Source organism: Amycolatopsis sp. cg5 (assembly GCF_041346955.1).
Taxonomy (GTDB): Bacteria; Actinomycetota; Actinomycetes; order Mycobacteriales; family Pseudonocardiaceae; genus Amycolatopsis.
Map to the genome: position 1 here is coordinate 8,962,237 of NZ_CP166849.1, position 19,320 is coordinate 8,981,556.

General features: G+C 64.3%; 14 protein-coding genes and 1 other annotated feature. Of the genes, 4 read left to right on the plus strand and 10 right to left on the minus strand.

The window, feature by feature from the left end:
* Nucleotides 1–392: 392 nt before the first annotated feature.
* The 4 genes from AB5J62_RS40755 to AB5J62_RS40770 form a co-directional block, all read right to left on the minus strand.
* Nucleotides 393–1,633, minus strand: a protein-coding gene (locus tag AB5J62_RS40755) for an IS3 family transposase (RefSeq protein ID WP_370945361.1) whose coding sequence is annotated in 2 segments (ribosomal slippage) — nucleotides 393–1,342 and nucleotides 1,342–1,633 — 1,242 coding nt in all. Because the reading frame shifts where the segments join, the coding sequence is not laid out codon by codon here.
* Nucleotides 1,221–1,349: a sequence feature (AL1L pseudoknot), on the minus strand. Its footprint overlaps the gene before it by 129 nt.
* Before the next feature lie 48 nt (nucleotides 1,634–1,681).
* A complete protein-coding gene (locus AB5J62_RS40760) occupies nucleotides 1,682–1,939 on the minus strand; it encodes a hypothetical protein (RefSeq protein ID WP_370945363.1) in 258 nt (85 codons plus the stop codon).
* 55 nt (nucleotides 1,940–1,994) lie between these two features.
* Nucleotides 1,995–2,864: a hypothetical protein gene (locus AB5J62_RS40765; protein ID WP_370945364.1), complete on the minus strand. Its 870-nt coding sequence runs from the start codon at nucleotides 2,862–2,864 to the stop codon at nucleotides 1,995–1,997.
* Nucleotides 2,865–3,234: 370 nt separating this feature from the next.
* Nucleotides 3,235–3,456, minus strand: a complete 222-nt coding sequence (locus tag AB5J62_RS40770) for a hypothetical protein (protein WP_370945365.1) — start codon at nucleotides 3,454–3,456, stop codon at nucleotides 3,235–3,237.
* Nucleotides 3,457–3,607: 151 nt separating this feature from the next.
* Between AB5J62_RS40770 and AB5J62_RS40775 the strand changes: the two genes are divergently transcribed.
* A complete protein-coding gene (locus AB5J62_RS40775; protein ID WP_370945367.1) occupies nucleotides 3,608–4,603 on the plus strand; it encodes a hypothetical protein in 996 nt (331 codons plus the stop codon).
* Nucleotides 4,604–4,607: 4 nt separating this feature from the next.
* Here AB5J62_RS40775 and AB5J62_RS40780 read toward each other — a convergent pair whose 3' ends face one another.
* From AB5J62_RS40780 to AB5J62_RS40790, 3 genes are read right to left on the minus strand one after another with little or no spacing between them, the layout of a single operon-like run.
* Nucleotides 4,608–7,043: a hypothetical protein gene (locus tag AB5J62_RS40780; RefSeq protein ID WP_370945369.1), complete on the minus strand. Its 2,436-nt coding sequence runs from the start codon at nucleotides 7,041–7,043 to the stop codon at nucleotides 4,608–4,610.
* Nucleotides 7,027–10,374, minus strand: a complete 3,348-nt coding sequence (locus AB5J62_RS40785) for a hypothetical protein (protein ID WP_370945371.1) — start codon at nucleotides 10,372–10,374, stop codon at nucleotides 7,027–7,029. The genes AB5J62_RS40780 and AB5J62_RS40785 overlap by 17 nt, the downstream gene beginning before the upstream one ends.
* Nucleotides 10,371–14,030 carry an AAA domain-containing protein gene (locus AB5J62_RS40790; RefSeq protein ID WP_370945372.1) on the minus strand — a complete coding sequence of 1,220 codons (3,660 nt, stop codon included), beginning with the start codon at nucleotides 14,028–14,030 and terminating at the stop codon, nucleotides 10,371–10,373. Before AB5J62_RS40790 ends, AB5J62_RS40785 begins: the two co-directional genes overlap by 4 nt.
* A 1,610-nt stretch (nucleotides 14,031–15,640) precedes the next feature.
* Here AB5J62_RS40790 and AB5J62_RS40795 point away from each other — a divergent pair.
* Nucleotides 15,641–15,934 carry a hypothetical protein gene (locus tag AB5J62_RS40795; protein WP_370945374.1) on the plus strand — a complete coding sequence of 98 codons (294 nt, stop codon included), beginning with the start codon at nucleotides 15,641–15,643 and terminating at the stop codon, nucleotides 15,932–15,934.
* A gap of 20 nt (nucleotides 15,935–15,954) precedes the next feature.
* Here AB5J62_RS40795 and AB5J62_RS40800 read toward each other — a convergent pair whose 3' ends face one another.
* The 3 genes from AB5J62_RS40800 to AB5J62_RS40810 are packed head-to-tail and all read right to left on the minus strand — an operon-like array spanning nucleotide 15,955 to nucleotide 16,990.
* Nucleotides 15,955–16,233: a hypothetical protein gene (locus AB5J62_RS40800; RefSeq protein WP_370945376.1), complete on the minus strand. Its 279-nt coding sequence runs from the start codon at nucleotides 16,231–16,233 to the stop codon at nucleotides 15,955–15,957.
* Complete coding sequence (locus AB5J62_RS40805) at nucleotides 16,230–16,571, minus strand: transcriptional regulator (RefSeq protein WP_370945378.1); 342 nt, start codon at nucleotides 16,569–16,571, stop codon at nucleotides 16,230–16,232. The genes AB5J62_RS40800 and AB5J62_RS40805 overlap by 4 nt, the downstream gene beginning before the upstream one ends.
* On the minus strand, nucleotides 16,568–16,990 hold the full coding sequence (locus AB5J62_RS40810) for a recombinase family protein (RefSeq protein WP_370945379.1): 423 nt from the start codon (nucleotides 16,988–16,990) through the stop codon (nucleotides 16,568–16,570). Before AB5J62_RS40810 ends, AB5J62_RS40805 begins: the two co-directional genes overlap by 4 nt.
* A 527-nt stretch (nucleotides 16,991–17,517) precedes the next feature.
* On the opposite strand from AB5J62_RS40810, the gene AB5J62_RS40815 reads away from it, so the two are divergent.
* Both AB5J62_RS40815 and AB5J62_RS40820 read left to right on the plus strand, forming a co-directional pair.
* Nucleotides 17,518–18,777 carry a helix-turn-helix transcriptional regulator gene (locus AB5J62_RS40815; protein ID WP_370945381.1) on the plus strand — a complete coding sequence of 420 codons (1,260 nt, stop codon included), beginning with the start codon at nucleotides 17,518–17,520 and terminating at the stop codon, nucleotides 18,775–18,777.
* Nucleotides 18,765–19,262 carry an NUDIX domain-containing protein gene (locus AB5J62_RS40820; RefSeq protein WP_370945383.1) on the plus strand — a complete coding sequence of 166 codons (498 nt, stop codon included), beginning with the start codon at nucleotides 18,765–18,767 and terminating at the stop codon, nucleotides 19,260–19,262. Before AB5J62_RS40815 ends, AB5J62_RS40820 begins: the two co-directional genes overlap by 13 nt.
* Nucleotides 19,263–19,320 lie beyond the last annotated feature (58 nt).

The window sequence follows — 19,320 nt, forward strand, 5'->3', positions numbered from 1 at the left end:
GGCCCATATTTCGTGATCGAGTCGGGATCACTGGGCGAGGAGGAGTCGCTTACGGAGCAGGCTCCCCCGCGACGTACTCTCGCGAGCGCCGCGACCAGCGGAGACACGCACCGCAGGGCGCTCCCCCGGTGCTCCTGAGCCGAAACATTGCCCGACACCGGGCGACACTCAACAACACTCGAAAACGAACATCTCTCGTTTCTAGCTGCACAATCGGCATTAGGCGACAATGCGCGACACTCACCGACACCGCTGACCAGCTAACTTTTAATCTGTAGGTTGTGGGTTCGAGTCCCACGCGCCCCACTCTTTCGCCTGGTCAGCGCCCTGACCTGCGACTGCCACAAGATCATCTCCCTGAACCGTCACGGGTAAGGGACCGGCTTCGGGTATCAGACCAGCGCCGGTCGGCGTGGCAGGTGTTGAGCGTAGTAGGCGGTCTCGTACTCGACCGGTGTGAGGTAGTCCAGCCGGGAATGCAAGCGGGCGTTGTTGTACCAGTCGACCCACTCCATCACGGCGTACTCAACCTCGGAGAGGTTCGTGAACGAGCCGTGCCGGTTGACCAGTTCGGTTTTGAACAGCCCGATGATCGATTCCGCCAGTGCGTTGTCATAGGCATCACCGACCGAACCTATGGACGCCGATAACCCTTGCAGTGCAAGAGAATCAGTGAAGGAAACCGACGTGTATTGACTCCCGGCGTCGCTGTGGTGGATCAACCCCGGCTCGACGGGATGCCCGTGGTGATCGCGCCGCCAGAGCGCCATGTTCAGCGCCTTGGACACCAGGGCAGTCGTCTTCGCGCTCGCCGCGGTCCACCCGACGATGGCGCGGGAGTAGACATCGAATGAGAACGCGACGTAGGCCCATCCGGTCTGCGTCGACACGTAGGTGAAATCCGCCACCCACGCCAGGTTCGGGCCATCGGCGGTGAAGTCCCGGTTGAGCCGGTCGCCAGCCCGCACGCCGTCTTTGGCGCGGATCGTGGTTCGTGGTGGACGCCCCCGGGTCACTCCCTTCAAGCCCAGGTCTCGCATGATGCGGTCGACGGTGCAGAACGCCACCTGGTGGCCTTGGCGGCGCAGCCAGCGGGTCATTTTCCGGCGCCCGTAGACCGCCTCGGGTGTGTCCTGCGCGTCTCGCAGGGCGTTGGTCAGGTAGGCGTCGGCGATATCCCGCTGCGACGGTGGCCGGCGACGAGCTTTGCGGTAGGTCCTGGGCGCGATCTGGATCCCGTGCGTGGAGAGCACTCGGCAGATCGACTCGACGCCGTGGACCTGGCGGTATTCGTCGATGAACCCGACGATCAGCGGTGTCGCGGGTCGAGTTCCCGCGCGAAAAAAGCCGACGCCAGTTTCAGGATGTCGTTGGCCTGCTTGAGTTCCTTGTTCTCCTTGCGCAGCCGGTCCAGCTCGGCGCGCTCGGCCGTGGCCAGCTCACCGGCCGCCGCGACGGGTGGAGTGTCCCGCTGGAGGGCCTTGACGATCCACACACGCAGTGTCTCCGGATGCACGTCGACCATCGGGCCGATGGCGTGCGCGGCGGCGTAGGCGGATCCGTACTCGTCGAGGCGATCCAAAGCCAGACGGACAGCCTTCTCACGGACCTCGGGCGGGTAACGCTTGGGCATGGTGACCATCATCCTCATGAAAGGAAGCGGCCCCCAACCCGTGACGGTTCACCCTGGGTTTATCCCCGTCTTTGGGGCGGACTGGTTATCCAGCAGGTCTTCCAGGGCGTCCGCCGCCTCCCAGGTGACCGTCTTGCGGGCCAGGTAGACGTCCTGGGCCATCGGCACCCGCGAGTGGTCGAGGTGATCAGCGACCAGGCGAGTGTGCACGCCCTTGTCGTCGAGCGCCGTCGCGGTCGTCTTGCGCATGGTGTGCGCGGCCGACATTCTGGCGTGCGCGCCACCACAACAAGTAGGCCCCGGCATGCGCACTCATACCGATGAGCGAGCCCACGTGGTCTACCTGAGCGCCGAAGATTGATCAGTGTTGAGCCGCGGGAAGGAAACACGGGGTGCTGAACTCGACCGTGATGTCCGTCAAGTGCGCGACGATCAGCAACAGCCGCTCCCGGTGAGGCCCCACCAGCTCGATACGTGCATAGAGTGCGCTCCCGACACGGTCGGCTCCATACGGCAATTCCAGCGCAGGGCCGGCGAGTCCTGCAGCGGCGGCCGCAGGCCGGATAGCAGCATCGAGCGCCTTGACCTGATCCGCAGTGAACATGGCACCCGAGGCGCCGGGTGACATGGTGGCGGTCGCACGGCTGTCGCTGGACATCCTGCGGGGATCCAACCCAGGCATGCGGCACGGTGCGCCATCACCCTCGTAAAGGCGCGGCCAACGGATGCCCGGCACCGCCACTGCCACGTCACGCTCCAGCTGTTCCCGCAGCTTTCCGTAGCGCGCGACCATGTCCTCCAGATTGGGTAGTGCCTTCATCTCTTGGATATTCTCGGCGGCACGTTGCACGGCTTGCGCTGCTCGGTAGGCGTCGGCCCGTTCACGATCGTGCTGAGACGGCTTTGCGGTGGCGAGGCCACATGCCGTGAAGCTGGCCAGCACGACCAGCGCATAAGCGGCCGATACCCACCACACCGGTGTCGAGTGCCGGCGCATCGCCCAACCGCCGCCGATCGCTGCCAGCAGGAGCCCTGCCAGCACAGCACCGAACGGGACATAACCGACCAGCGCCTGACGCACCGGATCGCAAATCGGCTTGTCATACGGGGTGAAACACCCATCGGAGGCCATGACCGAGATCGCGGAAACAACGAAGATCACCGGGATCAACGCGACCAAACCGATGATCCCCGCGATCAGGCATCCCCCACCCGCCCGCTGTCGTTCCATGAAGATCAACGATAGGTCCCGATCAACGCTCTCGGCAGCGTGAAACTACTCAACGTGCATGCTCAGCCACCACAAGCCAGGCTTCGACACCGCGGAACATCGCGCTGGTAGCCGCGGTCCGTCGTCGCCGCGTCGACGTGGGACGCATCGCCACCCGCCCATACCGATAAGGGGGGTTCCCTTTAGTTGAATCCACGCCGACGTGACATCGAAAGACCCCGTGGAAGTTTGACGGCGCTGATGGCTAGCTGCCTTCGCTTGCCCAGTTTCGCGTTTAGCGACTTCAGAGCTCCCGAACGGGCAGTACCATGGGCGGTTCTCGGCGGGCCGGGCCCTGGCGGGGATGGGCCAGCACACCAATGTGTAGCACTCATCGCTTTTCCTCGATCTTAACGAGGTCAAGCAAGTCCCGACGGACGGCGGTGGACTTGGTGGCGAACAGGCCTCGCCAGGCAAGCATGCCCGCCCAGGGAAGAGCGCTCACTGCGGCGGCGAGCCAGTACAGCCATGTCATGTTCGTGGTGACGGCCGCGGTGACCAGGGCTGCGGCGGTCGCTCCGGTCCCCGCGCCGGGGGTGATCGTTCGTCTCATACCGCAATGGGACGATGAATCCGATGTCTCCCCGAACACCCCGCGCAATGACTTCTCAATTCTCTAACACGTCAAGGAATTCCTGCCCAGCTGCCGCGGACATCGTGATGGCATCACTGCTGGTGAGCTGGCTGCCACTACGATGTTCGGTGTGACTGACGCCCTGCCCGCCCACGAAGACCGGTTGACCGTGCGTGTCCTCGGCGCGCCACAGGTCCGCGACAGTCGGAGAGCTTGGGTGAATCTGAACCCAGCTCCGGGCGCATTGCTGATGGCGCTGGTATTGGCTGGTCCCGCCGGCCGATCTGCGCAGTGGCTGCGGCGGGAGATATGGAGCGAACTTCCTGGCGACCACCGCAACCCGGTAGCGAAGAACGTGCTCTTGTTGCGAAAGCACAAAGACAGCATCTTGATACCGAAACCGGGACCTGGAGGCGTCTACGTCCTCCAGGTCTCCGAAGAACAGATCGATGTGACCGCCTTCAGCCGGGGGGTTGCATCACTTGCGACGGACACCCCGGCCAGCCACGTCGACTCGTTGCTCGCGCTCTGGCGGGACAACCCGTGGACGACGTCGACGCGGCTCCGTTCAGAGACTTGGTACGAGGTTCGCAAGGACCGTGACCGACTGGTCGCCTACATCCGCGCGATGGAGCCCGCACGACGCGAGGAACTGACACAGTGGCACCGATTCTGCGAGCTGTCACCGAGCGAGGCCGCCGGGTGGCGAAACCATCCCACCACGACCCGGAGCAAACCCCGCAAACGCGTCCTCATCGTCGACGACCAGATCGGTCACGCGCTCGCCGCCGTCCTTTCCGGTTCCTACGATTGCGACGTGGTGACCTCGTTGTCCGGATGGCACAAGATGCTCCGCGACGAGCACCCTCTCGACTACGACTGCGCGCTTGTGGATCGCCACCTCACCGAGGGGATCGACGCGGGCGGCGAGGTAGTCCTGCTCGAACTGCACGCCCACCGGCCGGGCATACCGACCGCGCTCATGTCAGCGGATTTGCCGTTCGAGGACTTCGACCAGGTCAAGACCCGCCTGGGCGTGCGCACCGTCATTTCCAAGCACAACAATGAGAAGTCCACTATGGTGCCGCTCGTCCACGTGGTGAACCGCCTAGTGACAGGTGCCTGACCCGCTACTCGGCCAGTGGGAGGCGTACCCGCAGGCAAGCCCCTCCGAGGTCGACGCTGTCGGGCATCCGCTCTAACTGGCCCCGGCACGCAGTGAGGTTGGCCTTGGCATGGCGCATCCCCTCGCCGCCGGACATGCCGTATGTCCTGCGGAGCTCGTCGAGTCGGGAGCGATCAGCCTTTCCGTAGCCGGGACCGCTGTCCTCGATGTCCGCCAGCAAGTACCGCTGGGTATCGGAGTCCTCATAGCGCAGGGTCACTCGGATGCGCGTGGGTTGGGATTTTGCTGCCTCCATCGCCTGCAGGGCGTTGAGGTAGAGGTCGCTTAAAGTCAGGTGCACCAGTACTTTTATCGCCGTGACCGCGGTCGGTCCGTCCGGCTTGACTACCTCGAAGTCCAGGTTCCTGGTTTTGCGGTGGCCATCGGCGATCTCCCGGGCCAGCTCGGCGAAGTCGAAGACGGTCGAGTGAAGCAGCGCGTCGATATCGCCCTTCTCGATGGCGGTGAAATCGTTGATCAGAGCCTGCTGCGCCTTGATCCGATCCCGCAGTTCCACGTTATCCAGACCGGCATTTAAGGTCGCGGTGAGCTGTTCCAGGGCGTAAAGGTGGCCCTTTTTAGCGTGTTCATAGTGCAATGAGGTGCGCGACCGCAGCATAAGCCGGGTGTTGTCCTCCAGTTCGTCGCGATCTTTGTGGAAGCGGGCGAGCCACTCTGCAGTCGCCTCGGTGAGACCGGACCTGCCTACCAACGCGACCAGCCCTTGCCCGGGAAGGACATACTCTGCGCCGGTTTCGAGGAGTCCGGCATCCTCGAGCACACTCGCGGCCGCGGCGATATCGATCCGCTCAACCGGGAAGTCTCGGTCCCGTTCGCCTGACTTCTCGTGAGCCTCCATGAGCGAGAGCGTTAGGTTCTCGAGCTCAGCGTTCAATTGGTCGAGGGTCACCGCCGCGACGCCCAGCCGCGCTGCACGCCCCAAAAGGGCACCGTATACGACGCACGCGTCCAAGTGGTCCGCGACCTGAGCGAACACGGCCTCAGTCACAGCCGCGACGGATTCGGGGTCTTCGCGCAGCCGGATCAGGTCTTCGTGGGCGAGAGTCTTTGCTGAGCCCACGATGCGGCACAGCTCGCGGACGATCGCGGCCAGGGCCTCGGGCAATCCGGCCGAAAGATAGACGACCATGTCGGGGACTTCCGGCGAGACGACGAGCCCGAGCAGGTCGAGCATCCACAACAGTACGGCCCGGGTATCTGCTCCGTCGCCGAGGTCGGCGCCGGCGAGGTCCACGACCTGGTCGAATCCGAGCTGGGCGCACACGTGCCGCAGCAGGGCGACCCGGCGGTTGTGGGCAGTCTGCAGATGGGCGCCCGCGGGGTCAAGAAGTTGGAAGAGCACGGACGGTTTGAGGATCACCACTCCCGCGCCCGGCTCAGGTTCGTCGTTCCCAATGGGCAGCCACACCTTCGTGCCGTCAACCTTCGGACGAGTCGCGCCAATGTGCAATGTCAGGCGATTGGGTAGGGCCAGCCAAGGGAAGCGGGGATCCACAAGGCCGCGCAGCTCGACGTCATAGCCGGAACCCACGGCTCTCGCGCGGTGGTTCACCGGCGTGTCGTTGACGAGATCGTCGATCGCGCTGCCCAGTACCCGCGCGGACTCCTCGGTCAATTGTTCGTGTACGTCGCTCAACGCTCGGATGACGCCCCACGCCTTGGTATCGGTCTTGAACGGAAGGCGCTGCTCGAAGTCCGCTGGAGCCTCCGCTTGTCGGATGTACCAGCTGAGCACAGCGTGCGCGGGTTCGTCCGCGTAGACCCATCCACCTAAGTGGGGGACCGTCGCGGGGAGGTTCAGCCAGGCCGCCTCGTCGGAGTGCGCCAAGACCGACTCGGCGACGTCGTACTCACCACCGCGTAAGCATGCCTCGACGATCAGGGCACGATCGCGGTCCAGCTCCGGCAAGCGCGCCCTAATCGCAGCAACGCGCTTTCCCGCGACGATGTCGACGGACTTCTCGAACTCGTCCAGTTCTCGCTCTGCGGCGGTCCTGCTGTCCTTCAGCAGTTCGGCCCACCCCAGGTCGGCTGTCTGCCCTACGGTGGCAGCGCGGACACGCAGACGGTATGCCCGCTCGCCCAGCCGGTTCGACGCGGCGCCCACGGCGCGTTCGACGCGTTCACCGAGTTCACCTGCCCGCTCGGTCGAGAGCACCGACCGTGCCCGCTTTATCAGCGTCCGGGCGGCGGCGAACTCGCCGAGGTCGATCAATCGCTGGGCGCCGTCCGCCACGTTCGTCACTGGACGGAGGATGCCGTCCAGGACCGTGCGGGCCGCTGTGGCGCTGTCAACCTCGCCGCGCGAGGCCAAAGCCAGGAGATCCGGCTGCCGCCACGCCTGCGCCCACTCGGCGACCAGGTCAACTGTCGTTATCACGGGCACCCACCTCTCGTATGGCCGTCATGGACGTCATCGCGTGGGCGATGAGGTGCCGTGCCGGACCTTTCCGCTTCGCCAAATCCGTGTGCAGACCAGGCCACACCCGCGCCACCTCGTCGGCGAGCGACTGGACTGCCCTCACCTGGAAAACGCTCCGATGTCCATGCCGTTCGGGTTGGAAGGCCACCACGTCCTCGACTGTCCTCACGACCTGAGTGAGTCGGCCGAGGTACAACTTGCGCTTGCCGCTGTGGATCACGTTGTTCTTCTGGCCGAGGCTGACCTCTGCCGTCGTCGTGTCCAAGAACGCCGGCAGATCCGCTAGGCCTGGGTCGGCGAGCCACTCCGCTGCCGCCGAGATGTCTCGGATGCCGAGGATCGTCCGGAGCTTGCCGAAGGGGCCTTTGGGGTGCATGAGGTGGGCCTGTGTTTTGAGACCGGCTTCAAAGCCGAAGGAAGTGCTGCCAAGTGCATTGAGCGCCTCGTCGGCCAGGTCCCAGCTCTCGGCGAGGGCGGCACCCCGTTTGAGCTCGTTCAGCAACTCCTGGACGACAGTTGCTATCCCCGGGCTATCCACTTTAGACCCCGTGGCGAGCACCGCTCTGACCAATTCGTGCCAATCGCCATCGGCATCCAGTGAGTCGACTACCTCCAACGACCCGCGCAGGCTGTGCGCGACATCTCCGGGAAGCGGGTTGTCGCCGCTCCTCGGCCAAGCAATGAGCTGGCTAACGATCAGCGCGATCAAGGCGACTCTGTCGTCCCCATCCGCGCATTCCAAGGCGTTCGCCTCCACGGCGGCCCCCACCAGCGGGGTGCCCGCCGCCGCGGCGATTGCGGCCAGGGCGAGGGGCACCTTGCCGCTAGGTAAAGCCTGGCGCAGCACCCATGCCTCGACGAAACGCTCCTCCGTCCACAGCCGGTCGATCAGCCAACCCGCCCACCACAAGTGGTCAGCGTCGGTGGTGTCAATGCCCTCACGCAGGGTGGCTGCCGCCACTAGGGCAAGCGCGTCGTCCTCAACCTGGGCCGCCCGCAAATCGGCCAGCAGGGCGATGCCCTTTCCCGCGCTCACCGCCTCGGTGACGACGTCCGCCCGTTGGCTCCGGTTGGCGCACTTTTCCAGCGCGACCAGTAGATCGTGGGACCGGCGCGCTCCGGGACGCGGTGCTGCCGTCAACTTCGTCGGCTTGCGGATCACCTGGGCGCCGAGGAATTCGGCGGCCCGCACCGCGATGTCACCACCGGAGACGCGGAGGCTCACCTCGGCCGGGGGCCTGCGTCCCGCGTGCCCCCCGAAGAAGCCATCGTGGGAAACGTAGTCAAAGCTGCCGACAACCACGGTGTCGTCGCTGACCAAGGCCTTAATGGCGAATTCGGTTTGGTGCAGAACGAAACCATTGGGGTTGCTGTCGTGCGCCTTGCTCAGGGCGGCCCTCGTCGCGTTCGCGTCGGGCTGCACGAACTGGTAGGCGACGTCGGTCCTAGTGCCTGCCGCGACCCTATTGGTCAGTTCCACGATCAATTGGGCGGTGATTGCTGTTGCCGTGAGGCGGCTGCCCGCGACGACTAGTTGGCGCTTGGCGTCGCGTACGCCGTCCCATAACGTGCGGTGGTGCGCCCCGTCCTCCACCAGCGTAACTGACGGCAGGCTCCGCAGCGCGACGTGCCGCGCTGCTTCGGCGGCGCACTCCTCCCATGCCTCGGCCCACGCCCGTACCGACGAGTCGGTGGCCCCGGTGTCCTTGGGAAGGGGCTCGGGAAGGTCGGACCAGACGAGGCCCTCTGCGGGGGTGGGCAGGTCTCCCTTAGTGACGTGGAAATCGTGCTCCTGGAAGAAGACCGCCGACGCTGTGAGCCGGTCCGGCATGGCCCTGCGAGTCCAACGCAGCAGGGAGTACGCAGCTTCGCAGCCGCCGCGCTCGGTCGCGCGGACCACCGCGCCGAGCTGTCGGGAGTCCGGGCCGTCGTCGCGGCCGAGGCAGTTGTATCCGCCCACGATCGCGGTGTGGTTGTCCGCCAGCACGAAGCTAGCGTTGACTCGGGCGGGCTGCCTGGCGACAAGTACGGCCGAGGCGTTGAACCCGGCGTCAGTGGCGGTCTTGGTGATCTCCGTGACGACGTTCCTCGCCGTCGCTTCGATCGTGCCGTCGAGCCGCTTGCCCCACACGAGGATGATCTGGACGCCCTTCTTCACGGCGTCTTTGAGGCTGTCGGACAGATCGACCAGCCCAGCGTAGCGAACGACCGGAGCGACGAGGACCAACTGGCGTTCAGCGGTGCGGATCGCCTCTTTGACCGCTGAGCGGTAATCACGGGTCGAACCGATCAACTCGACTTCAGCCTCTGTGGACACTAGCGCGGCTATCTGTTTCCTGATGGCTTCCGTCGCATCCACCAACTGCTCGTGAGTGGTGTGACGAGTGCCCGCAGGCGCCGATTTTGCTGTGGTTGCCAAGTAGACCAGAGAATCGATGCTCCGCTCTAGCGAAGGCGGATCGACTAACCGCGACTCGACCTGACCGATTAGGCGCCGGGAGAACTTGTGCTCCGGGCGACGGCGGACGAACTCGGTGACAAGATCGCCGATCTTCTCACACTCCGCGAAGGTGCGCCGGGAATCGCGCGCGACAACTACGCGGATCCTGTCGTTGACCGGGTCGCGGCGGACGGTGACGTCGACGGGAAACAACATCGAAGAAGCGCTCCCAGTCGGCTGGTGGGTGGCGGCTTTTCGAACCTCCTGCACCTTCACCTGCCGCCCGGTGTGCCGCCCGTCCTTGTGCTTGGCCCGCTCTTCGGCTGTCTGCTCAGCGACCCGCTCCTCTACTGCACGAAGCAAGTCCCCCCTGCGAATCTCGTCTGTGCTCGACGCGAACAGCATGTAGGGCGGCACGACGAGGTCCGGGTCGGCGGCCCCGCGGTAGCCCTGCCGTCCGGTCAGATGTCCGCTGATCGGGTCGAGCCACACGGTGTCGAGCTCCTGCTTGGACTCTGTCCCCTTCAACCGGGGTGACCCACGACCCGCGAACGCATCCAGGGCGATCTGCGTCGGGGCGGCAATATTCCGGTAGAGGTCGAGGGTGATGTACTCGCGACTCCACAGGTCAAAGAGCAGGTGCAGGGTCATCCGTTCGCCGAGCCCGAAGACATCCACCAGCGTACTCAGGCCGACACCGCGGAGGGGGAGGTCTGGGTCCATCGCACGCCAAAGTTCGACGACGGCGCGCAGGATCGTGGACTCGATCCTGGACATCTCGGTCCCGTAGCCGAGGCGGACCCGCACAGGCACCGGCTGGTAGCGAATCCAAATCCGTTTCGTGGTCATGACCTGATCCCAGCGAAACCTCCGGACACAACCCTGCCCTGCTGGCGAACCAGCGCACAGACGTCTGACCACATTGGACCGCCGTACCGCTCGAAGTGGCGCAGTGAGCCTACGAGGACGAGGTGCTCCCGTGCGCGGGAGAACAGGACGTTGACCAGCTCGCGTTCGTGCAGGTGCCCAATGTTCGACCACGGGGTTTCTCTCTTCCCCCGCCGCTGGTCTCGGGTCAAGGAGATCACGACCACGTTAGCCTCACGCCCTTGGAATGCGTGGATGGTCGACGCGAACGGGCGGATCTCGCTGTACGCCCGCAAAAGGTCGAGTTGGCGTCGATACGGGGTCAAGACCGCGAGCGGGTGGTCACCGTATCCGTCCTTGCCTGGCAACGGTCTGGGCCGCATTCGTTCGACGATGGTCTTGACTACATCCACCTCGCCGGGGTTGCGCCAGGCCGGTTCGTCGGAGCATGCGGCAATGTTCGAAGTGTCCACCCAGACCACAGCGTTTGCCAATTCCATTGGGGCATGCAGGACACCGATGTCATCACGACCGGTGGACAGTAACCCGGGGACGGTGATGTCGACGTGCCCGTCCGATCTCACGTTGTCAACCGGGTAGAACACGCGGCTGACGATCTCGTTGATGGCCGGCCGCATGCGATACTGCTTTCGCAGCGTGTGCCTCGGCTTATTCCCCGACCGTTTAGCGTTGTCGGAGAAGAGGTTTCCGAACATTCCGAAAACCCGAAGGTACTCGTCGCGCCGCTCGCCATGTACCCGCAGGTCTTCGTCGGACGACGCTGCGCAACTGTCCAGGAACCGCAGAATTTCCCGGCTGCGGTGGGCGGACAGCTGCCGGTGGTCGCCGACCAGCGACCACCGCGTCCCCCTGGCCAGCGGGATCGCCAGCTCGGTTGGCCACGCCTTGGCCGCCTCTTCAATGACCACCCAGTCGAAGATGTCAGCCGATGCCGACTTCTCCAGCGTCGCCGGGGTGGCCGAAGAACAGGTGGCGAACACCAGATTCGCCGCACGTTGCAGCCGGTCGATCAGCTCGGGCAGGCAGGAGTCAACCACGTCGTCCCAGCCCTCGAGCAGACCGATGACCCCTGGGTTCCTGGCGTACTTTTCCCGCGTACTCCTCGCGTGCGACTTGAGCTGGTCCAGGGTGTTCTCCGCCAACCGGTGGATGAGGAAGGGCTCAATCTTGCCATCGACCTTGCCTTCACCACGCAGCCCGGTCGCCCGTACTGGCACGACGTGGCTGGCGCTCGATCGCCCCTTGCTCAGCAGGTCTAACTTCCCCAGCAGCCGCTCAGCGATGTTGTCGAGCGCGAAGTTCGACTGCGTCGAAATGAGCACCCGCGCTCCACGCTCCTCCGCTAAGTATTTCACCACCGCGTCGGCCGTCACCTCAGTCTTGCCGGTTCCGGGCGGCCCCTGCAGCGCGAACAGCGGCTCGGTTGCCATCATGGCCTCGGCGACTTGCGTACCCGTGCTGTGTTTGCTCAGTGTGATCGATGTGATTGCATTGGGCCGGTCTAACTGCTCGATCAGCGTCCGGTTCATGAGCAGCTCGTGGCGCGCCTCCTCCTGGCGATTTAAGGCCATCCACGAGCCGATATCGTCAGCCGGGCTGATCCACCCCCGCTCCGGAATGACTCTGGACCGCCTGCCCACCTCAATGGTCACCATGTCGTTGATGGTTCCCTCGACGCATTCGCCTCTGAACGACTCTGTCCAAGCCGCAACGCCGTTGTCATCGGCGCGCAGCGAAACCAAGGTTTCCCCGTCCTCGCCGGCGTTACCCGCGAAGAAGTCGCCCATCTTGGGCCGCAGGCTCGGTGTGCCCGCGAACACCGTGGCCAGGGCCGATCCGTGCCGCCAGTAACGATCCCGCTCCTCGTCAAACCGCAGCGCCACCCGGTCCACCTGGTCGGACCGTTCGACGACGTAGGGGTAGCGTCGGGCCTCTAGTTCGATGCGCTGAAACTGCAGGAGCCAATCGAACGCCTGGGCGTACTCTCGTTCGGCCTTGGACTGCGGCGCCACGTCCCGGACCGCGTCGAGAAGAGGTTGCCAAGAAGGCGATTCGGCGAGGGCCGCGTCCAGTTCGCTGCGAGCGATGTCCGAAGCCACGACACGCAACTGAGACACCCACCGGCGTTTGCGTGCGCCTTCCACCGTTGCTCGCAACGCCCGTCCTCTGCTGGTGTCGAGTTGGATCGCGAAGGTCAGTAGGAGCCCACGTTCGTCCGGCAGACCGCGCCTGCTGAAACCACCGCGTTCGTTTTCGTACAGTCGGCAGAACCACGCCACCGACCGGCCCAGCAGAATTTGGTCGGCAGCCGCGAGCTTCTTCTTATCCTCACCGGGGATGAAACTCGCGGCACCGCCCGGGACGTGCAGGACGCGAGCTTCCTTGAGGTCGTCAAGAATGAACTCCGCCGTTTCGAGCCTGCCGTCGTCGGAATCGGGATCTTGGTCGACCATTTCCCATCTGAAGATCGTTTTGCGGCACTTGTCCGGCATGAAGATCAACAAATAAGGGTTGGTTGTAGCGTCGTCGCGCTCGTAGGTGAGGTGCTCGTAATGCTCACTGATCCGGTTGACCACATCGGAAGCGCTGAGCCTGCCGGTCGGCATGTCCCACACCGTCATGTCCTTCAGCAAGGACGCGAGCGCCGGAGGGAGGGCTCGTACCAAGCCCATAAGGTGTAGGTTCACCCGCTTCACCGCGTCCAGCGTCTTGCCGACGCCGTTCCTGGAGCGGACGGCTGTCTCGACCTCGGCCAGGAGATCTTCCGGAATCGGCCCGGTCATCCACTCCGCCACCATCATGCCGAGGCTGTAGACATCCGACCGGTGGTCCTCCAAGTGTGCGCCTTCTTCCAGCAGGAAACGAATCCGCTCAGGTGAGAAGTACGCGATAGCCCCTCCGCCCTGCGCCAGCACCAGGGTGCGGGCGTTCTCGGCGCGCTCTTGGGCATTGAGCATGCTGGTGCGCAATAGGTTCGACGTGAGTCTGCTCAACTCGAATCGGCCGAGCACCATCTGGTCCTCGCCGTCGAGTTTGATCCGATCGAGGATGCCCGGCCAGATGTTGCGGTGCACGATATGCATGTCGTGCAGGATCGCCAAGGCGTCCGCCAGGGACATGAACTGCGCCATCGCCACCCGGCGGTTCTGGCGCAGGTACTCGATGACCTCGACCAGCCCCGCCCGCAACTCGCCCTGGTCGGCCCCCTCGAAGAGCTGGCCCATACCGGCGTCGGTAACGACGAAAGCGCACCCACGGAAGCCGTAGGGGACGGCGACCTCTTCTTCGATGTGCCCGCCGTGCTTGATCGCGGGCAATGCCGGATGTCGCAACGACGCCACTCGCTGGAGCACTCGCAGTTCCTGTTTCCACAAATCGCCACCAAGTTGGGAAACGCCAACGTAGATCTGGACCGTTACCGCCCGTTCCGAGACCGAGTCGACCAGGTCATAGCGGTACAGGGTGTGAGGTAGGAGCTGTCGGCCGCGGACAGCTCTGCCCGCTGGAGCGCGGAAGGACCCGTACGTCGAAATTGTTCCACAGAACAGGTCGGCGACCAGACGGTCCATTTCTGCCAACGGCTCGCCTTCGGCCTCGTCGAGATAGCTCTCGTTCACCACAACCCCATTTCAAGTGCAGTGCCTCTGAAGTCGCATCGGACAGGAAACCGTTACTGGAGCCGCCGCAAGCTTTACGACACCGTGCTGCAGTGTTTTGTCACAAGCCTGACGATGAGGTAGGCGTCGGCGGAATGTTGCGAAGGGTCACGAACTGCTAAGCGGTGGGAGATCAACCAACTCTGCCCCTCCGCGATTGCTCGCCTAACATCACAATCCCGCGTCGGCCGTGCTGTTCCACATCCCGAAACCATTCCTTCCATGCCAGCGGGTGCGGGTTCCCAGTCAAGATCACTAAACCCATCGGACCGGCAAGCGAAGGCAAATCTGCTTCTACGTCACCGGCTCGGCGGGCATCTCAATTTGAGAATTCCCATCGTCTCTCCATCAAATGCGACAGCATCACTGGAAACCCAGCCACATGCTCCGCGCCGAATTGACTACAGACGGCGGTCGGCATTCCACCGTCAACGTGAACCCAACGGGGTCACCCGGGTTGGGATCGACCAGAACTCGTCCGGGACCCCGACCACTCTGCTGCAACGAGGAACGCCGTCGAGCTGTGCGGTCGAACCCCGCGGACATAATCAGGCGCAGCTCGATGCAGCACACTATAGACTTAAAATTGTCGAAAATATGGGCGAAAATTGAGCTATTCCGTCGCGATTGGCACTGGCTCATACGCCCGCCCGGCGCAGCTCCGAAGCTCCAACGGTCAGCTTCGTGCGCCACATCGGGCCCAGATTCGGCGCCCCGCGACGGATTCTCGCGAGCGCTGCGACCAGCGGGGACACGCATCGCACGGCGCTCCCCGGGTGCTCCTGTGCCGAATCATTGCCCGACACTGGGCAGCACTCAACGACACTCGAAAACGAAGGTCTCTCATTTCTAGCTGCACAATCGGCATTAGGCGGCACTGCGCGACACCCGACGACACCGCTGACCAGGAAACTTTTAATCTGTAGGTTGTGGGTTCGAGTCCCACGCGCCCCACCACAAGTCGCGCATTCACGCTACTGACCGTCAGATCATTCTGACGGTCAGTATTGTTATGGGCACATTCCGTAATCACGCCTTCTGTCCGTATGGCCGGGATGAACTTGTGCAATGCCTGCTCAGGGAGTTGCACAGCCCAGCTGGCTTAGCTTTGTCCGCAGGCTCAGCCACCGTGATGGCCTCGCTCAGTTGGAGCAGCGCTGCGCACGGCTCGGTCATCGCGGCTCTGTCCACGGCGCGGTCTTTACCAACGAACAGCTTGTCGACGAAGCCTTGGTTGATCATTCGCCTCACGTGGCCAGGAGCTTCGTGGTAAGCCGGTTGGCAGTTGGCGGCTGCGGCGAGCGGCTCGTGCAGAGTGCCCCGCGATGTCGTCGGCTGTTTGACGGACAGCCTTGGTCTGCCCGTCGGCAGTAGCCAGCGCGCGGGTGGGCCTCTGCATCTCAGTGCCAGGAAGATCCTGCGGGACAGTTGCCGCGTCGGGCACTTGGAGGAGCTTGTGGAGCTCGGCTTCGACCAGGGCCTTGTGCTTCGTCGCGCGATCGAGCCGTCAGAGCAGTAGATGGACCTTTGAGGGTAGTGCGGTGTTTACGGTTCTTCTCGCCGGTGTGGTTGTGGCTGAGTACATCGGTGGGTTCGTCGTGGTCACCGGCCTCGCGGTCGTGTTGGTGAGCGGCAAGCTGGTCAGGATGGCGGTCGTCATGCCGATCGCCCCCTTCGTCGGCTTCCTGACCGGCTTGCCGCTGCATGTCCTGTTCGGCCCACTCCTCTTCGACCCGGGCCTGTATCGCGGCCACCGACCAGTCCTCACCCCGATTAGCGAGGAGCTTCGCTCGCCGTCTGGCGCTGCGCCAGTCCGAGAAGAACCACCAGAGCACCACCAGGACGGGCAGCGCCGGAAGCGCTAGTGCGGAGAAACCCCAGACGTTCACGACAACTCCGCGTGGCCGCCGTTCGGCTCGTGGTCAGGTAGTCGGCCCTGAAACAGCGGCACGTTCGTCCTCTCGCCGCTCGCGGCCGGGATGACGCCGGACTTCTGGTCGTCGGCGTGGTGATGCAGCAGCTCACCCAGCTCGATGACCAACGCGCCGACCTCGTACTGCTGTTTCGTCGCCGAGGTGCCCAGCAGCAGCTCTGTCGAGATGCGCGGCAACTGCTGGTTCACCGCCTCTATCAGCCGGATGAGCTCGGCGGTCTGCCGGTTCATCGGCTCACCACCTCAAACCAGTCAGGCTCATCCACTCGCATCTGCGTCGTGAACTGCTGGGCCGCCTTCACCGCGGCGTCCAGCGCGCCGAGGTGCTGGTCGAGTCGTTGTTCTCCCCAAGCAGTGAGCCGCACCCACGTTTTGCTGTCGGCACCCTTGGTGGCAACGACGTAGTTCGCGCCCCCGAGCAGCCGCAGGTGTCGAGCTAAACGAGCCTGGCTCATACCGGTGGCGTGACGCAGGTAGCCGAGCCAGCACCACTGCTCCACCTCGAGCAAGCTCGCCAGGTGCAGGCGGACCGGGTCGGCGAACACCGGGTCCAAGGTCAGCAGGCTCATACCGTCACCTCGCTCAACGCGTCAGTGAGAACGTGCAGGGTCGACGCGGTGGAGCGGATGGCCATAGTGAGGCGGCGAGCGCCGAGTTCACAGGTGGACAGGTGCGCGATGTCGACCACCACGGCCGCAGCGCTGTCCGGCAGCCGCACAGCATCGAGCAGGCCGGTGAAACCGGGGCGCACCACCGTTTCGGCGCTGATACCGACGTCCTGGAAGATGGTGCCAAGACGCCAGCCTTCGGCCATCGTCCACCAGGTGAGCAAATCGGCACAGGCGGTGACGTAGTCCGGCTGCGGTTCGTCACAGCGAATGTAGCCGTACACCATCGGGCGCTGCGAAGACGAAACTTCCCTGTATTGCCGGAAAAGGAGCCTGAGTGCAAGCGCTTGCAGGTCCGGGAATGACTGTGGGGAGTTCATCAGAAACCCTCCCGGAGCCGATACGCCAGGCGCACCGGCTCGCACGGCCAGGGGGCGCCGCAGCTCAAGCAGCGAGCAGTTGCGGGGTCGTCTGCATGCAGCGTAAGGAATAAGACGACCACCACGTAGAGCCGAGCGGGTTCAGGGATACGCTCGGACGCCGTGGTTTCCAGGGCGTTGAGGCCGCGCTGCCAGCATCGCGGCGCTGGAATTGGGCCGGTAGAACCTTGTCCTGTTAATCGAAGTGCCATGTGACTGCCATCTTTCGTTTTGTGGCGAGGTCGGTAAGCGGCACCCAGCACCGAAGGGGCAACCGACTGCAAATGGCGGTTTCGTGCAGGAAGACGCAATTGCAGTTGGGGGGGCGTGGCCGTCAACTCGGTGCCGGGTACCTGGTCCCACCTTGGCACCTGCCATTTACCCATGACCACGGCGAAAACCCCGCAAATTTCCCGCAAGAAGGCCGCATGCCGGGGCCTGACCTGGGGTAATGTGATTTCGCCACATCCGGTCATTAGGGGATTTGCATGGTCGCCACGCGAAACTCATTTCGGCAAGCGCGAAAAGCGGCCGGCTACACCCAGGAGAGCTTTGCTGCGGCACTCAACGTCGACCGCACTACCGTTCAGCGCTGGGAAGCGGGAAGTAATGAGCCGCAGCCGTACTTACGGCCGAAGCTGGCCCGGCTGCTTCACATCTCGGCCGAACAGCTCGAACACATCCTGCGCTCAGCGGGACGACTCGATCTTCACAACGTTCCTAACCAGCCACTTACAGCACCAACGGCGCCGGCGTCACGGCCCGCTGCCGAACTGACGATCCACATCGGGGACGACACGCCGAGCAAGCGCGGAGCACCCACCGACCTGACCGCCATCCAAGCAATGGCGACCGCCTTCCAGATAGCCGATCGCAAAGTCGGCGGCGGCCAGCTCTACCCCACCGTGCTGCACTACCTACACACGGAGATCAGCCCACGTCTATTCGACCCCACCAACGACGCGCTCGGCACCCGACTGTTCGAAGCGGCAGCCTCGCTGACCGAGATCGCCGGCTGGATGGCCCACGACGGCGGCCGTGACCAGCACGCTCGGCATCACTTCGGGCAGGCTTACCGGTTCGCCGCGGCAGTCAACCACGCCGCGCTCGCCGCCAACATCTGCGCCAGCATGAGCCACTTGGCCGGGCAGCTTGCGCAACCCCACGACGCGATTCGGATCGCGAAAACCGGGTTGGCGCATGCCGAGCTGGGCCCGGCTCGGCAGCGGCTGTCAGCTCGACTCCACGCCATGGGCGCCCGCGGCTTCGCCTTGCAGGGCGACGTCCACGGCTGTCTCGATGCCCTAGCCAGCGCGGAACAGGTGCTCAACCGTGCCCACGAAGACAGCGCCGCCGAATGGATCAGCCACTTCGACGAAGGCTCACTCGCCAGCGAAGCGGCATGTTGCTTCGGCGCACTCGGCAACACCGCCGAAGCCGAACGGCAAGCCCACCGGGTACTGGAGCTCCGGGTCGGCGACCGCGTCCGGAGTCGGGCGTTTGGCCAGCTCACCCTGGCCGAAGTGCTGGTCCGTACCGGGGAGATCGAGGAAGCTGCGGCGCTTGGGAAGGAGGTGTGCGCAGCTGCGGGTTCGCTCACTTCGCACCGCGTCCACACCCAGCTGGCCGACTTGAGCCGCTCCCTGCAGAAGTACCGCGACGTTTCGAGCGTGACAAGCTTCCTGGCAGACTGTGAGCATGTGCTCGAGCCTCCGCCAGCAGAAGACGAAACGCCGTGGCCGGTCTGACCGACGATAGCGACGCCGAACGCTTCGCCTACCTGGCCGAAGGCAACGCCAAGCAGGCCCGCAAGCGAGTAGCCGCCGACGTCCTGATCACGGACGAGACGGGCCGCGTCTTGTTGGTGGACCCCACGTACAAAGAGGGCTGGGACTTGCCTGGCGGCATGGTCGAGGCCAACGAGCCACCACGAGCCGCAGCCGAGCGCGAACTGCGCGAAGAACTCGACCTTGAGCTGGCGGTTGGTCGGCTTCTGCACCTCAGCTGGATACCCCCTCATGGACCCTGGGACGACACACTGATGTTCTTGTTCGACGGTGGCACGCTCGACGAGCGGCAGGTCGCCGCCTTGCGCGTCACGGACGAGGAACTACGGCAGTTCAAGTTTGTCTCGGCCGGCGAGGCGCGGACCATGCTGAGCCCTCATCTTGGTGCACAACTAGAAGCCGCGCTGGCGTCGCTAACCAAGGGGACTATGTTCTATGACGAATAGGCGCACGTCGCAGTCGACCAGGCATTAGACATAATGATCTAGACTTCCAGGCCACAGT

What these genes read in the sequence shown, in the direction of transcription:
- AB5J62_RS40760 (WP_370945363.1), bottom strand. Translation starts at nt 1,939, where the DNA reads ATGCCGGGGCCTACTTGTTGTGGTGGCGCGCACGCCAGAATGTCGGCC.
- AB5J62_RS40810 (WP_370945379.1), bottom strand. Translation starts at nt 16,990, where the DNA reads ATGAACTCCCCACAGTCATTCCCGGACCTGCAAGCGCTTGCACTCAGG.
- AB5J62_RS40800 (WP_370945376.1), bottom strand. Translation starts at nt 16,233, where the DNA reads ATGAACCGGCAGACCGCCGAGCTCATCCGGCTGATAGAGGCGGTGAAC.
- AB5J62_RS40770 (WP_370945365.1), bottom strand. Translation starts at nt 3,456, where the DNA reads ATGAGACGAACGATCACCCCCGGCGCGGGGACCGGAGCGACCGCCGCA.
- AB5J62_RS40815 (WP_370945381.1), top strand. Translation starts at nt 17,518, where the DNA reads ATGGTCGCCACGCGAAACTCATTTCGGCAAGCGCGAAAAGCGGCCGGC.
- AB5J62_RS40765 (WP_370945364.1), bottom strand. Translation starts at nt 2,864, where the DNA reads ATGGAACGACAGCGGGCGGGTGGGGGATGCCTGATCGCGGGGATCATC.
- AB5J62_RS40785 (WP_370945371.1), bottom strand. Translation starts at nt 10,374, where the DNA reads ATGACCACGAAACGGATTTGGATTCGCTACCAGCCGGTGCCTGTGCGG.
- AB5J62_RS40805 (WP_370945378.1), bottom strand. Translation starts at nt 16,571, where the DNA reads ATGAGCCTGCTGACCTTGGACCCGGTGTTCGCCGACCCGGTCCGCCTG.